This window comes from Bacillus sp. C28GYM-DRY-1 (genome assembly GCF_030519405.1).
GTDB lineage: Bacteria > Bacillota > Bacilli > Bacillales > Bacillaceae > Bacillus > Bacillus spizizenii_A.
Window position 1 is genome coordinate 171,141 of sequence record NZ_JAUMKF010000002.1, and the last position, 13,095, is coordinate 184,235.

17 protein-coding genes and 1 pseudogene are annotated in these 13,095 nt (G+C 40.6%); all 18 read right to left on the bottom strand.

Annotation, left to right across the window (positions count from 1 at the left end; all coding sequences use genetic code 11):
• Positions 1 to 6: 6 nt before the first annotated feature.
• On the bottom strand, positions 7 to 348 hold the full coding sequence (fliT, locus tag Q3W56_RS02995; RefSeq protein WP_268399059.1) for a flagellar protein FliT: 342 nt from the start codon (positions 346 to 348) through the stop codon (positions 7 to 9).
• Positions 345 to 746, bottom strand: coding sequence for a flagellar export chaperone FliS (gene fliS / locus Q3W56_RS03000; protein ID WP_268399061.1), 402 nt, complete (start codon positions 744 to 746; stop codon positions 345 to 347). Before fliS ends, fliT begins: the two co-directional genes overlap by 4 nt.
• Before the next feature lie 21 nt (positions 747 to 767).
• Positions 768 to 2,264: a flagellar hook-associated protein 2 gene (locus Q3W56_RS03005; protein ID WP_302894437.1), complete on the bottom strand. Its 1,497-nt coding sequence runs from the start codon at positions 2,262 to 2,264 to the stop codon at positions 768 to 770.
• 17 nt (positions 2,265 to 2,281) lie between these two features.
• Positions 2,282 to 2,611, bottom strand: coding sequence for a flagellar protein FlaG (flaG, locus tag Q3W56_RS03010; protein WP_302894438.1), 330 nt, complete (start codon positions 2,609 to 2,611; stop codon positions 2,282 to 2,284).
• Between the two features lie 226 nt (positions 2,612 to 2,837).
• Positions 2,838 to 3,665 carry a flagellin Hag gene (gene hag, locus Q3W56_RS03015; RefSeq protein WP_019715876.1) on the bottom strand — a complete coding sequence of 276 codons (828 nt, stop codon included), beginning with the start codon at positions 3,663 to 3,665 and terminating at the stop codon, positions 2,838 to 2,840.
• Between the two features lie 143 nt (positions 3,666 to 3,808).
• The gene (gene csrA, locus Q3W56_RS03020) at positions 3,809 to 4,033 is read right to left on the bottom strand and encodes a carbon storage regulator CsrA (protein ID WP_019715877.1); all 225 of its coding nucleotides are present in this window, start codon (positions 4,031 to 4,033) and stop codon (positions 3,809 to 3,811) included.
• Entirely contained in the window at positions 4,027 to 4,458 is a 432-nt protein-coding gene (gene fliW / locus Q3W56_RS03025; protein ID WP_302894439.1) for a flagellar assembly protein FliW, read from the bottom strand. Before fliW ends, csrA begins: the two co-directional genes overlap by 7 nt.
• Positions 4,459 to 4,478: 20 nt before the next feature.
• Entirely contained in the window at positions 4,479 to 5,054 is a 576-nt protein-coding gene (locus Q3W56_RS03030) for a DUF6470 family protein (protein ID WP_302894440.1), read from the bottom strand.
• Between the two features lie 46 nt (positions 5,055 to 5,100).
• Positions 5,101 to 5,997, bottom strand: a complete 897-nt coding sequence (gene flgL, locus Q3W56_RS03035) for a flagellar hook-associated protein FlgL (protein ID WP_302894441.1) — start codon at positions 5,995 to 5,997, stop codon at positions 5,101 to 5,103.
• A gap of 10 nt (positions 5,998 to 6,007) precedes the next feature.
• Entirely contained in the window at positions 6,008 to 7,531 is a 1,524-nt protein-coding gene (gene flgK / locus Q3W56_RS03040; RefSeq protein ID WP_302894442.1) for a flagellar hook-associated protein FlgK, read from the bottom strand.
• A gap of 18 nt (positions 7,532 to 7,549) precedes the next feature.
• On the bottom strand, positions 7,550 to 8,032 hold the full coding sequence (gene flgN / locus Q3W56_RS03045) for a flagellar protein FlgN (RefSeq protein WP_302894443.1): 483 nt from the start codon (positions 8,030 to 8,032) through the stop codon (positions 7,550 to 7,552).
• 14 nt (positions 8,033 to 8,046) lie between these two features.
• The gene (gene flgM, locus Q3W56_RS03050; protein WP_302894444.1) at positions 8,047 to 8,313 is read right to left on the bottom strand and encodes a flagellar biosynthesis anti-sigma factor FlgM; all 267 of its coding nucleotides are present in this window, start codon (positions 8,311 to 8,313) and stop codon (positions 8,047 to 8,049) included.
• A gap of 80 nt (positions 8,314 to 8,393) precedes the next feature.
• Positions 8,394 to 8,813, bottom strand: a complete 420-nt coding sequence (locus Q3W56_RS03055) for a TIGR03826 family flagellar region protein (protein WP_302894445.1) — start codon at positions 8,811 to 8,813, stop codon at positions 8,394 to 8,396.
• Between the two features lie 72 nt (positions 8,814 to 8,885).
• Positions 8,886 to 9,608 carry a ComF family protein gene (locus Q3W56_RS03060; RefSeq protein ID WP_268399072.1) on the bottom strand — a complete coding sequence of 241 codons (723 nt, stop codon included), beginning with the start codon at positions 9,606 to 9,608 and terminating at the stop codon, positions 8,886 to 8,888.
• A pseudogene (gene comFB, locus Q3W56_RS03065) lies at positions 9,572 to 9,868 on the bottom strand (late competence protein ComFB). The gene Q3W56_RS03060 and the pseudogene comFB overlap by 37 nt, the downstream one beginning before the upstream one ends.
• Before the next feature lie 59 nt (positions 9,869 to 9,927).
• On the bottom strand, positions 9,928 to 11,319 hold the full coding sequence (gene comFA, locus Q3W56_RS03070) for an ATP-dependent helicase ComFA (protein ID WP_302894548.1): 1,392 nt from the start codon (positions 11,317 to 11,319) through the stop codon (positions 9,928 to 9,930).
• A gap of 106 nt (positions 11,320 to 11,425) precedes the next feature.
• Positions 11,426 to 12,271, bottom strand: coding sequence for a DegV family protein (locus tag Q3W56_RS03075; RefSeq protein ID WP_302894446.1), 846 nt, complete (start codon positions 12,269 to 12,271; stop codon positions 11,426 to 11,428).
• A 97-nt stretch (positions 12,272 to 12,368) separates the two neighbouring features.
• A complete protein-coding gene (gene degU, locus Q3W56_RS03080) occupies positions 12,369 to 13,058 on the bottom strand; it encodes a two-component system response regulator DegU (RefSeq protein WP_003219701.1) in 690 nt (229 codons plus the stop codon).
• Between the last annotated feature and the right edge of the window lie 37 nt (positions 13,059 to 13,095).

The following is a 13,095-nucleotide window of genomic DNA, read 5'->3' on the forward strand; positions in this document are numbered from 1 at the left end:
ACTCACCTATTTACGCTTGTCATAATATGTGCCGTCAATCGTAAGGTTGTTATAAGGATTTAGATACGTCGTGTGCATCACTCGTTTCTTTTTTACCTGCTGAAGTTCTGCTGCGATTGACTGCTTCAGTCTTTCCATTTCCTTCACAATAAGCTGATCCCTTGTCAGCAAAAGCTTTATCTGCTTTCGCTCTTCTTCAGAAAGCGGCAGAGATATCTCCTGAATAAGGTCAGACCGTTTGGCCACAAAGTCTTCAATTTGCCTTAAAAGTTCATCGCTTTCCGGTGTATTTTGAATGTGTGACAGCATACTCTCCGTCTCAGTGTATAATTGATCTATGTTTGTCATACGATCCCGCCTGATCCGTGCCGGTCCTTCCGTTCACTTTGAATGGCCTGTTTCCAAGCATCGCGAAAATCTATTACATAGCCTTCAACCTCAGCCAGCATACTCGTATCATTTTTAATATTTGCCTGTACCAATCTTCGATACATATAATCGTACATCGCACCCATGGAAGCGGAAAGCTCTATATTACGGTTAAGCGTAAAATTTAATTCCTGAATGATATTTTGCGCCTTAATCAGATTTTCATTTTTACGTTCCATCTCATCATTCTCGATGGCCTGAGAGGCAAGTCTTATAAATTTCAAACAGCCATTATACAGCATAAGCGTCAGTTCACCGGGTGTAGCGGTATTCACTGAATTTTGCTGATAGGCTGTATAAGGATTTTGGATCGCCATGTGTCATCCTCCAAATTACATTTATTGTACAAGTAGCTGTGATAAATAGGACGCTTGTTCGTTCATTTTTTGTATCGCAGAATCCATTGCACTGAATTTTGTATAATAGCGGTTTTCTATGGTATTCAATCGGTCCTGCATTTTCGTGATATCCGTGCTGATCGTATTTAGATTTTTGCCGATTGAGTAGTCATTGGTTCCCATTGTCGAGTTGCCGGCTTTTGCTTCAATGCTTTTCACTGTACTTTTCAGTGTGTCACCGATGCGTTTCATAATCCCTTTATCACTATAATCGCTGCTGTTCGTTCCGCTTGTAAATAAAGCGGCAACACTTTGCGGATCTTCTTGTATTTTTGCTTTCAGTTTATCTTCATTAATCTCTAAATGTCCCCGCAACTGGTAAGCACTTGATGTTGTAATGCCGAATTCAGTTAATTGATAGGTTTTGCCATCCGCATTTACTTGAGAATAAAAATCAGTCCTCATTTGGTTTATACCTGTGCTTATGCTGGTATCATTTCTCAGCAATCCGCTTTTTGCCTTCTCTTCCCAGAGTTCTACCTCTTTATCGGACATTGCTTCTTTTTGCTCACTCGTCAACGGAGTATAGTCTCGGTATTTTTCTTCCTTAAGCTTTTCATTCAGGCTGTCTACCAATTCATTGTATTTATCTACAAACTCTTTAATTTGGTTATAAATCCCGTCAACATCAGTTGAAACAGTTGTCGTAACAGGGCCTGTTGCTGCAGTTGTATTTTTAATCGAGTAGGTAACACCATTAACCGTAAAGTTGTTTGTCAGCTTCTCCATTTCAAAGCCATTAATTGTGACTTTTGCATTTGTTCCTTCTTTGTAAGCCGTGAGCTTATTATCAGCGTCTAAAGAAAAACCGAGCTGGCCGGACATAAAGTCGGCTGTAGCAGAGTCTACTGCCTGTATGCTGCCTCCTGCACCTGTTGCCTTAGAAGAAAACGCAATCGTTTCTACATACTCTGAACCGTTCCAAATTTTATCTTTAAATGCTGATACGCCCAGATCTGAGCTATTAATTTTAGAAATCACATTATCAATTGTATCGGCGCTGGTGACACTGATGTTTACTGTTTTTGCTGTTGTCTCGCCAGGCGCAACGACGTTGAATGCCAAATTATAATCGCCTTGTGTGTATCCCGTATAATTATTTGACTTATACGTTGCTGCGGTTGCCAAGCTCGCTACTTCAACAGTAGAAGAAGAGTTTGGCGCACTTGCGCTTCCTGTAGCAGTTAACACAGACTCATTTGAGCTTGTCACAGTTTTGCTCTGATACGTACTCGGATATGTCAATGTATTTTTAGACATATAATCTTGAAGTTCTTTTATTTTTGAATTTACTTCACGATAGCTGTCACGCTGCCATTCAAGAGTCTGTTTTTTTTGCGTCAGCCTGTCAAGCGGCGCTCTTTCTGTCTGCATTAGCTTTGATACGATATCATCTATATCCATTCCTGACGCCAGCCCCGTTATTCTCGTGACCATTTCAAACCACTCCTAATCTACTTTTTTTCATCAACAAACAACCCAAGAAATTCAGTCATTGCCGCATAAAAATCAAGCCACCGTTTCGGCGGAATTTCGCGGATCACTTCATTTGTAGAGTCCTCTATTACCTTTACATAGTATTCATTTAACTTTTCATGAAGCTCAAACTTCAGGTGAACTTGCGAAGGTTCCAAAAGCTTGTTCATTTCCCCTACCATTTCAGCAAGATTGGTATATGAAACTTGATGCATAGGAACCTCACTCTCATGATCTTTCTGATTATGTATTTGAGTATCATAACGATCCCAAACAGGTTGTAACGTAGTGAGCCTTTCAATATTCAATTGATCATCCCCTATGTCCCAATCTATCGTTTATATCGACTAAATCGAGATAAGATTACACATATTTTTGGAAAAAAACTCACTCGTTTTTGTATGAAAATACATTTATAAATAGGTAGTGGAGAATTCGGTTATTATATCATGAGTTAGAGACAGCAAGGGGAATGATTCGGAGTTATCAATATAAAATAAAAGACCCCGGCAAACGCCAAGGTCTTTTTCAAAATTAACGTAACAATTGAAGTACGTTTTGCGGCTGTTGGTTCGCTTGTGCAAGCATCGCTTGAGAAGCTTGAGAAAGAATGTTGTTCTTAGTGAACTCGCTCATCTCTTTAGCCATGTCAACGTCACGGATACGAGACTCAGCAGCTGTCAGGTTTTCACCAGAAGCGCCTAAGTTGTTGATTGTATGCTCAAGACGGTTTTGTACCGCACCTAATTTAGCGCGTTGAGTTGATACAGTATTGATGGCAGTATCAATACTTTTAAGTTGATCATCAAAAGAAGTAGTAGCGAAATCTGTTACATCAAGAGTGTTTACTCCTAGGGCAGTTGCTGACATGCTGTCAATTTTAACATTTAGTTGTTGTCCAGCATTCGCACCAATTTGGAATGTAAAACCATCCGTAGAATTAGATCCGTCTAGCAACTTTTTACCGTTAAATTCAGTACGGTTTGAAATTCCATCAATTTCCTCGATAAGCGCATCCATTTCATCTTTAATTGCACCAAGATCTTCTTGTTGCTGTGTCCCAGTGTTACCAGCTTGAACAGTAAGTTCACGCATACGTTGAAGGATCGCATGAGTTTCAGTCAATGCACCCTCAGCGGTTTGGATAAGAGAGATTCCGTCTTGAGAGTTTTTGGAAGCCATTTCAAGACCTCTGATTTGTCCTCTCATTTTTTCAGAGATCGCAAGACCCGCTGCGTCATCTCCCGCACGGTTAATACGAAGACCTGAAGAAAGTTTCTCCATGTTCTTTTGGCTCGCACCGTTGTTTGAAGACAAACGGTTCAGTGTGTTAAGCGCTGCAATATTGTGGTTAATTCTCATTGTTTTGTTCCTCCCTGAATATGTTTTCAGGCACGTCCTTGTGCCTCATTTTTTGTAACTGGCAGAGCATTCGCGTCTCCTCCCGGCTACATCATTAATATCGGATTGTCTGTGATTTTGTTTATACAAAAATAAAAAAATCCTCACTTTTTTTGTGAGGATAATGCGGAGATCACATCTCCGGATAGCGCTGCCGCACGGTTATTTTCTTCTTGAATGGTTAAGTAGATTTCTTTCCTGTGAATATCAATATGCTTTGGGGCGTCGATTCCAATTTTCACTTGGTCACCCTCAACCGCAATGACTTTCACTTCAATGTCAGCACCTATTTGAATCGCTTCGTTCATTTTCCGCGATAAAACTAGCATGATTCTCCTCCAATCGGATGCTTTGTCGTATATGAGGAGTCGTGTAAAACGACTTGCTTAGCCATCATGTTTTTGCGATTCACAATAATGGGAGCCAATAAATTGGCAGTCGATTTTTCGAATGGTTCTGCCATGGTCAATATTGTCATGACTTCTACGTATTCAATATTATCGATATCCAATAGTTCAGCAGTTGATTCATCAAGGTCAAATTCATAATTCTTAAAAAAGATAAACGGACTTACAACGATGAACGCTAGATTTTCTGAAGTGACGGACTGCAGCGCCACAAAGGGAGAGTCTTCCGAAAGCGGAAGAATGACGAACTGTTTTTCGTCTAGGAAGCCTGGAATCCCGTTTTCAAAAAGAATGATTTGTTCTTCTTTTATGTTCATTTGGCCATGGTACTTAGTTTGAATGATCATTGTTCACGATCCTTTTCTTTTTACTTTTCAGGTGATTCTTTCGGGTATTCTACATCTATATTTAAATCAGGGTATTGGAGCATGTCAACCTTAACATTTCCCGGCGTATATTCAACTATTGGCTTATTCGGTTCAGTGTGAATAATAGGCTTCTGCGGCGTAATCTGGATATCAAGCTGTGATGGGGTATATTGTATTTTCACCCTTGAAAGAGAAGGAGCATAATTTCCGCCTAATTGAATTTGATGCATCTCAGAGTTCCTCTTTGCCTGTGAAGCGATTGGATTCCCCTTATTTTCTATTCTCATAAGCTCGTCACCCTCTTCTGCAGTGCGTGCTATTCCCTCCATTACATCCTCATGTCCTTGTTGAGCGGCTTCTTCAATCCGTTTAAATATATGTTTTCTGTCTAATTCTTCCCATGCTTGCGTTTGGTCAATCGTGAGTTTTCCAGGTGTCACCGATATTTCCATGTCTGCACTCGGCTGTTCGATCTCAAGATCGGCTTGCGGCTGCTCCATTTCTAAACTGGCGGGCGTCGTTATTAAACCAATTTTCCCTTGAACACTGTGCATAATCAATCTGGGAATTTGCATCATTATCCCTCCTGAACTATAAAAAAAGCGAACTCCTGAGAGCCGCTTACTTTAAAAAGTCAATTAATGTAGGCTGGACAATTTGCGCATTTACAGCCAAAGCAGCTCTATGCACGCTCTGCTGCGCAATAAACTCTGTTATTACTTTTTCCAGTTCTACATCTTCATTGTCTGACAACACTTTTGTAGCTGTTTCTTCTTGAGCTGAAAGTCTTGTATTAACCAGTTCAAGACGATTATATCTTGCCCCAAGATCTGAGCGTTCAGCACTCATGCCTTCAGAGAATTGATCAAGATCATTTAAAACGCTGTCCATGTCATCGATTGAACCTGAACTAAGTGCTTTTTCAAATGAATCAAGCATTTCAAATACATTCTGTCCGCTTTCAGAAGTGCCCCCAAAAGCTGACTTTGGATCTGAGTTCACTTTTAATGTCATATTATTAGATACATTGACGATGACATCAGCAGTATCAGAGATTGTATAAGTTCCGTCTCCGTTATCTGTAACCGGAGGCTTGTCTGAGTTTGTGCCATTAAAGATATATCTGCCGTTCACTTGTGTATTCGCAATATTTAAAAGCTGCTCCTTTAACTGCTTGACTTCTACACCAATTGCTTGCCGCTCCGCTTCGCCGTTTGTGTCATTTTGAGCTTGGACAGCTAATTCTCTGACCTTTGATAGGATATCAATTCCTTCAGTTATGTTCGTTTCTGTGTTTTCGAGCCAGGTAAAGGCCTGAGAAGCATTACTTTGATATTGCTGGACTTGAGACAGTTGAGTATTATACTTTAAGCTTTTCATCGCTACTACAGGATCGTCGGAAGCCTTTGTGATTTTTTTCCCTGACGAAATCTGCGATTGAAGTTTATCCAGCTTCGAGTAGCTTGAACCGATATATCTCAGTGAGTTTTGCTGAATCATCCCTTGTGTTACTCTCATTTGACTCTACCTACCTTCCTCCAACACCCATGCCATTGATCACTTTATCAAGTATTTCGTCTTGTAACGTCACCATTCTCGCAGCAGCATTGTATGCGTGTTGAAATTGAATCATATTCGTCATTTCTTCGTCTAAAGAAACTGCGCTCATTTGCTGACGGTTTATGTCAGCATCATTTAGCTGTGTTTCTGTATTAGACGCCAAACGATTCGCCTCTTGAGCTTTGATCCCCAGCTCGCCAATCAGACCCGCATAATAATCTAACACACTAGTTTCTTTCCCATTAATGGTTATTTTACCGGTTACAACATTCGCTAATTTTGTAGCATTTGCATTATCGTTGGCTGCGCCAGTCAGCGAGAAAGCAATGTTTGCCCCTTTTGAATCTATTATGCTGTCAGCAACTTTAATTTTGCCCGCCGCTCCCTTTGCAGGCTCAGTGTCACCGCCAGTAAAATCAAAAAAGTCCCCGCCTTGTTCACCGCTCTTCGTCAAACCATTTCTGTGCACTTCATTGAAAGCTTTTGCGAATTCAAGTGCCATATTGTCAAGATCAGAAAGCATTTCCGGGTATATGCCCTTTTCTTCGCCGTCTGCTGTTACATACCCGTAAGACTCTACAAATCCTAAAAGGGATCCCTTACTGCTGAATGACTCCACCTGTACAGCTGTATCTCCGATTGAAATCCTTGATACTAACCCAGTATCATTATCATAGTTGGCTGCAAGTTCTGAAACCTCGTAATTTTCACCGTCCAAAACAGTTCCCAACGACTGTTTATTTTTATCAAGGATTTCAATTGATACAGTTCCTTCAGCAGAAGCAAGTGCGTTCCCGCCTGATTTGTTGTAGCTGACTTTGATATCAACCATTGAGGATAATTTATCTATCAGCAAATCTCGCTGGTCATATAAACCATTCGGAAGAAGCCCGACCGGTTCTACTTGTGCAATTTGCTTATTTAAACTGTTTAATTGAGAAAGCAGAGAATTGACATCCAACACAGTTGTGTTCAGCTCTGCTTTTAAGTTCGATTGAACATTTGTAAGTGATTCAGAAATATAATTAAACGTTTCAGCTACAGCTTGTCCTTTTCGAGCAACAACAGAACGCGCACTGTCTTCATTTGTATTATTCGATAATTCCTGCAGGGAATTCCAAAACGAATTGAGCACACTGTTCAAGCCGCTGTCAACCGTCTCATTTAAAACACCTTCCATCTGGGACAGTGCTTTGGCTTTCGTGTCATAGTATCCTGCACTGTTGTTTTGAAGACGGTATTGGTAGTCAAGAAAGATATCTCTTATTCTCTCAACTGACTTTCCTTGAACACCCGTTCCCATTTGTCCCGCTGTTTTTTCTGCATTTTTTGATACAGCAGGGAAATCGTCAGTTGCCTCTAATGAGACTCGCTGTCTTGTATAACCATCAGTATTGGCATTTGCCACGTTATTTGCTGTAGTGCTTAACGCTGCTTGCTGAGCGCTTAACGCCCGCCTTGCAGTTTCAAGCCCCATAAAGGTAGATGTCATATTCTGAATTCCTTTCTGCTAAGCTTTTAAATCAAATAATTTCATTCGGCTGCTCTTCGGAAGCTCAGCTTTAATTGATTTGCTGTAATTGAAGTTGTTGTCCTTAGGAACGAGCATATCGTATGATATAGAGATGAATTGCAGTGCATCTCTTGTGAGCTGCCTATTCATCTCATTCACTTCTTTCAATCGTCCAAGAACGTTAGAGAGAGAATCATATAGTTGTTCCAGCTCTTCCTTTTCACCGCCTGAGGTATTGGCAATACATGCGGAAATGGTGTTATTTTCGCTGTATCCCAGAAAGACGGAAGTTGCTTTAATCCGGTCATCTTCTGTTTGGCCGATTGCCTGAATATATTTTTGCTCTTTTGTCAAAATGTTAGAAAGCTCTTTTGTTTTGCCGGCTTTGAGCGCTTCCGTCTTTTCCTCAGAAAGCGTGAGCAGGTGCTCATGCAGAACGCAAAGTCGCTTCAATAGTTCAATAATTGGCTTTGCTGACATGGGCTTTCTCCTTTTTATTGCTTTTTATAAAAATTAATCATATTTTTTGCTATATGATTTGCGTCTACTTTGTATGACCCATTTTCAATTTGCGATTTAAGCTGCTCAATTTTTTCCTGGCGTGAACCAGTGACTGCGTCGGATGTATTTTGCAATTCCTTAGCCTGTGTCGAAATTTCAATTTTATCTTGAGGCTGTGCAGCTGTTTTTTGCACCGTTTGCTTTTCATAACTTTTTTGGTATGGGTTAACGGATTGTGTTCCAAATTGATTGATTTTCATAGGATTCCTCTCGCTTTCCGTTGCAGTCTTTAAACAATCTTAACCCTTTTATCGACTGCGTTTTCCGTTAGTTTAGGGAATCAGCTTTTTTTGGTATTATAGGCATAGTATGTGTCTTTTTTACTATTTTCCTTCTCGATTTTCAGGGCATCCTCGTGGTTCAAATGATCCATTTGATCCTTTAAATCGGACTGGCAAGCCTTGCAGAATTTGCCTTCCCGAATCAATGTCCCACACCTTTCACAAGGGTATGCCAAATTAGGGAGATGAGTGATTTGAATGCGTTTTTGCCTAATGAATTTCAATATCAGCTCTTCTTCAACACCTGTTTCCTCGGTTATCCGGCTTAATGTCGATAGCCGGTTTTCCTGCTTCCTTAGAAACTTATATACAACCTCAAATGATTTTTCTTCTTCCTTAATACATGTCTGACATACGGTTTGCAGCTTTGTTTTTAAAAATAAAGCATTGCATTTCGGGCAATTCGCCAGTTCTCCCATCTTTATTCTCCTTATTCAATAATATGCCTGTGTTAATTTCTAGTGATTATATCGGCATAAAAACAGAATCATTTAGCTTCTGATTAAGGTAAAAGATGCCACTGAAGCGGCTTTTCCTTTCTCTAATAAACAGCGGGCTGCAAAATGCAAAGTGGCGCCTGTTGTATAAAGATCGTCTATTAAAATGATATTCATACCTTCGGCTGAGTTGTTTTCTGTATCAAAAATACGCGCTGAAAGCAGGCGTTCTGTTTTCTTTTTCTTAGACTGTTTCTCATTATTCAAGCGGATGAGGGGATGGTGGATAGGCCGGTCTAAACATTCCGCCAGGAGCTGTGCCTGATTAAATCCTCGCTCTTCTTCCCGTTCCTTACTCAGCGGAATAGGAACAAGAACAAAATGCTTATCGGGGTAAACCTCTGAAAAGGTTGAAGAAAAATCACTTTTAAAAGCATTTATGATTTCTGCATCTCCTCTAAATTTAAAACGGGAGAGCGTTTCTTTCATCACATCATTATATGTGTAAACTGAACGGTTTTGGCGCAGCAGCAAGCTGTCACGGACTCTTGATTTCCACGCCTCACAATCTCTGCATACCGCATGAACGGATTGAGGTCTTCCGCATAGGGTGCAGATATGCCCTGTGATTTTCTTTAATTTGCTTCTGCAGGTATGGCAGACCTTTTCTTCAGGCTTTAATAAAAAAAGAGCTCTCCATGTAATAGCTTGATAAAATGGCGAATCACATAATAGACAAATCAGTTTATAAATGCCCCCTCCTGCTTCATTTGGCATAAATCGCTTGGACTCTCTGATACCACAGCAGCAGATTCAGCCAAAATGACAAGCATAGCCGTGTTTTTTTGTTTATCTACCAGCTCAGCTTTTGTATATGCGATCTTTTTAAGATCAGTGACGTAAGATGGTCTTACTTTATTTCAAGAAAGTGCCAATACATCGTTTTTGCATACTTGGCAAGTGCAGGTCATATGAAGCTGATCCATATATCGGTCGAGCAGTTCTTTCATTACGATTTCTTTTGAATTGACAAGCATTTTTACAGCTCCTCATCGTCAGTTATATGAGTATACTGTACCACGTTTTCAAGTAATGACTAGTCTGTACATTCATTTTTTGCTGCCAAGGCATTCATTTCTTTTATATGCTTTTTTGCATCCAGCATACTCTTTGTTTTTCCGTAGTGAAAGAAAATGACATCACCGTCTGCATGCTCTTTATGCCGTCCGGTTCTTCCTGCGATTTGAACAAGTGCACTTTCCGTAAAGATAGGCGATTCCGCCCCTAATACACCTGTTTGCACTTTGGGAATCGTGACGCCTCTTTCTAATATTGTTGTGGTGATTAAGAGATCAAGCTGACCGTCTCTAAATTGCTGTACTTTCTCTTTTCTTTGTTTATCTTCCGCATGCACTGCCGCTGCTCGGCAATTAACATCTTTAAAGCATGCACCTGCCTTTTCCAGAACAGAAACGGAGGGAACAAACAAAAAAACAGGCCTCCCTTCTTTCACATGAAACTCTATCCATCTTTTTACCGCTAGCGGAATTTGATTTCGGTATAATTTCTTTTTCCAGTTTCCGCACCATAGAAAGCGCGGTTCAGGCAAAGGTTTCCTGTGGTGTCGAGTTGGAATGCGTACTGAATGTAACTGTCCGTTCAGTGTTTTTCTTTTTAATTCTTTAGGAGGTGTTGCACTTACATAAACAAGGGTGCTGCTTTTCTTTCTAGCTTTTTGAACAGCGAATTGAAGAGTTTGATCAGCAGAATACGGAAAAGCATCAACTTCGTCAATGATCATAACATCGAATGCTTCTTTATACCTCAAAAGCTGATGTGTGGTGGAAATCATAAGCGGAGATAAGCACCCTTTGTCATCACTTCCTCCGTAAAGTGCTGAAATGTCAGCACACTGAAAGGCAGCCTTAAGTCTAGGAGCAAGCTCTAATACCACATCGGTGCGGGGTGTCGCAATACATACACGCATCCCTTGATTTAATGCAGATTCTATACCGGGGAATAACATCTCTGTTTTGCCAGCGCCGCAAACTGCCCAAATGAGGAGCTCTTCTTTTTTAGCTATTGCATCAATTAAGACATTGGCAGCTTTTTGCTGACCGCTTGAGAGCTTGCCATCCCATGTCAGCTTTACTTGTTGCCTGCTTGGTTCATCCTTCCCTATCCACGAATATAAAAGAACATCCTCACTCACTCTGCCCATCATGACACAGGAACGGCAATACAGCTGATTCTTTCCAGATGAGAGATAAAAAGAAAAATACCGCTGATCATTTTGGCCGCACCTATTACACTTATACCCCCATTTGTTTATAGATATAGAGTTTTGAGCTGCAATATATCCATTCTTGATATGCCATTCAATCAACTCATCGGAAAATGGGAGTTCGGTTCTGAGCAAATGACGGCTTTGAAGCGTCTGCTGCAATTCTTTTGAAAAAGAAATGTTCTTTTCAGCTGGCACGATCAGCATAGCACCGCCTCCTTTCGAGACAGTATGCCTTAGTGAATATTTTCTGTCCAGCAATCAAAATATGAATATAAAAAAATCTCCGTGCTAAAACGGAGATTTTACGTTATTTAAAACACCAGCAAATTCCTAGCGCACCCTCACCCAAATGAGTGCCGATTACCGCGCCAAAATAACTGTTATAAAATTCAACGTGGGGATATTTTACAGAAAGCTCTTCAATGATTTTCGCTGCTTCTTCTTCTCGATTAGCGTGGATAACAGCAGCACGCATAGGCAATCCTTTACTCGCATCCTCGTCTAAAAGCTCATAAATTCGTGAAATTGCTTTTTTACGTGTGCGAATCTTCTCAAAAGGTACAATTACCTTATTGTCAAAATGAAGAATAGGCTTTACCTTTAGAAGACTCCCAATAAAAGCCTGGGCGCTGCTTAATCGTCCGCCCCGCTGAAGATGGGCTAAATCATCTACCATAAAATACGCCCGAACTGTTTTTTTCATTTCTTCCAGTTCTTTTATGATATCTTCCGGCGATGATGCTCCATTTCTGATTAATTCAGCAGCTTTTAGAGCATAAAAGCCTTGAGCCAAACAGCTGATCTCTGAGTCAAATGGATACACTTCAATATTGTCGATCATTGTGTCAGCTGTTGCTGCACTGCTGAACGTTCCGCTGATCTCGCTGGAAAGATGGATACTGATGACCGCATCATAAGACTTGCCAAGCTCTTCATACAAAGCAACTAGCTCGCCGATTGACGGCTGAGAAGTCGTTGGAAGCTCGGTATGTTTTTTTACTTCATCGTAAAAGCTTTTCCAGTCCAGTTCAATTTCTTCACGATAAGTTTCTTCCCCTAAAACAACCTGGAGAGGGATCATATGTATTTGATGTTGTTCACGCATTTCTTTCGGAATATACGCCGTGCTGTCTGTTACGACTGCAATATTCATAGATTCGATACCTGCCTTATTGCTTTATTACTCTATTGTAAGGGAAAGGGCAGCCTAAAAAAAGACCTGCCCAGTAAAAGGCAAGTCTCGTATTATACTATCTCATTTCTACCCAGCCATTTTTAATGGCGACCACAACGGCTTGCGTCCGGTCGTTTACATTCATTTTTTGCAAAATATTGCTCACATGGTTTTTCACGGTTTTCTCACTGATAAACAATGATTCACCAATACCGCGGTTGCTTTTTCCGTCTGCAAGCATCTGCAGCACTTCACATTCCCGCCGAGTTAAAATATGTAATGGTCTGCGGATTTCAGGATAGACCTCATGCTGAGGGTGTGCAGAAACTCCGCTTGTAGCAAGGCGGCGGAATTCGTTAACGAGGTTGTGAGTAACCTTCGGATGAAGGTAAGAACCGCCCTCGGCAACTACTTTAACCGCTTCGATTAATGTATCAGCATCCATCTCTTTCAGCAGATAACCTCTTGCGCCTGTTTTCAGGGCATGTGTTACATAATTTTCGTCATCATGAATTGATAAAATAATTACTTTAGATTCAGGATACAGCTCTACAAGCTGTTTTGTAGCTTCCACACCATTTACGTTTGGCATATTGATATCCATGATCACAACATCAGGATGATAGTGCTCAACAATACGAGCCGCTTCGTCTCCGTCGTCACCTTCGGCTACCACTTCAAAGGTAGGTTCAAAATCCAATATCCGTTTAACACCTTCACGAAATAACTGATGGTCGTCGATAATAACAATGTTTACTTTAGTCACAAGCCACGCCTCCTTGTATTATTGTTCTATATACTCT

What these genes read in the sequence shown, in the direction of transcription:
- fliT (WP_268399059.1), bottom strand. Translation starts at nt 348, where the DNA reads ATGACAAACATAGATCAATTATACACTGAGACGGAGAGTATGCTGTCA.
- fliS (WP_268399061.1), bottom strand. Translation starts at nt 746, where the DNA reads ATGGCGATCCAAAATCCTTATACAGCCTATCAGCAAAATTCAGTGAAT.
- Q3W56_RS03005 (WP_302894437.1), bottom strand. Translation starts at nt 2,264, where the DNA reads ATGGTCACGAGAATAACGGGGCTGGCGTCAGGAATGGATATAGATGAT.
- hag (WP_019715876.1), bottom strand. Translation starts at nt 3,665, where the DNA reads ATGAGAATTAACCACAATATTGCAGCGCTTAACACACTGAACCGTTTG.
- csrA (WP_019715877.1), bottom strand. Translation starts at nt 4,033, where the DNA reads ATGCTAGTTTTATCGCGGAAAATGAACGAAGCGATTCAAATAGGTGCT.
- fliW (WP_302894439.1), bottom strand. Translation starts at nt 4,458, where the DNA reads ATGATCATTCAAACTAAGTACCATGGCCAAATGAACATAAAAGAAGAA.
- Q3W56_RS03030 (WP_302894440.1), bottom strand. Translation starts at nt 5,054, where the DNA reads ATGCAAATTCCCAGATTGATTATGCACAGTGTTCAAGGGAAAATTGGT.
- flgL (WP_302894441.1), bottom strand. Translation starts at nt 5,997, where the DNA reads ATGAGAGTAACACAAGGGATGATTCAGCAAAACTCACTGAGATATATC.
- flgK (WP_302894442.1), bottom strand. Translation starts at nt 7,531, where the DNA reads ATGACATCTACCTTTATGGGGCTTGAAACTGCAAGGCGGGCGTTAAGC.
- flgN (WP_302894443.1), bottom strand. Translation starts at nt 8,032, where the DNA reads ATGTCAGCAAAGCCAATTATTGAACTATTGAAGCGACTTTGCGTTCTG.
- flgM (WP_302894444.1), bottom strand. Translation starts at nt 8,313, where the DNA reads ATGAAAATCAATCAATTTGGAACACAATCCGTTAACCCATACCAAAAA.
- Q3W56_RS03055 (WP_302894445.1), bottom strand. Translation starts at nt 8,813, where the DNA reads ATGGGAGAACTGGCGAATTGCCCGAAATGCAATGCTTTATTTTTAAAA.
- Q3W56_RS03060 (WP_268399072.1), bottom strand. Translation starts at nt 9,608, where the DNA reads ATGCCAAATGAAGCAGGAGGGGGCATTTATAAACTGATTTGTCTATTA.
- Q3W56_RS03075 (WP_302894446.1), bottom strand. Translation starts at nt 12,271, where the DNA reads ATGAATATTGCAGTCGTAACAGACAGCACGGCGTATATTCCGAAAGAA.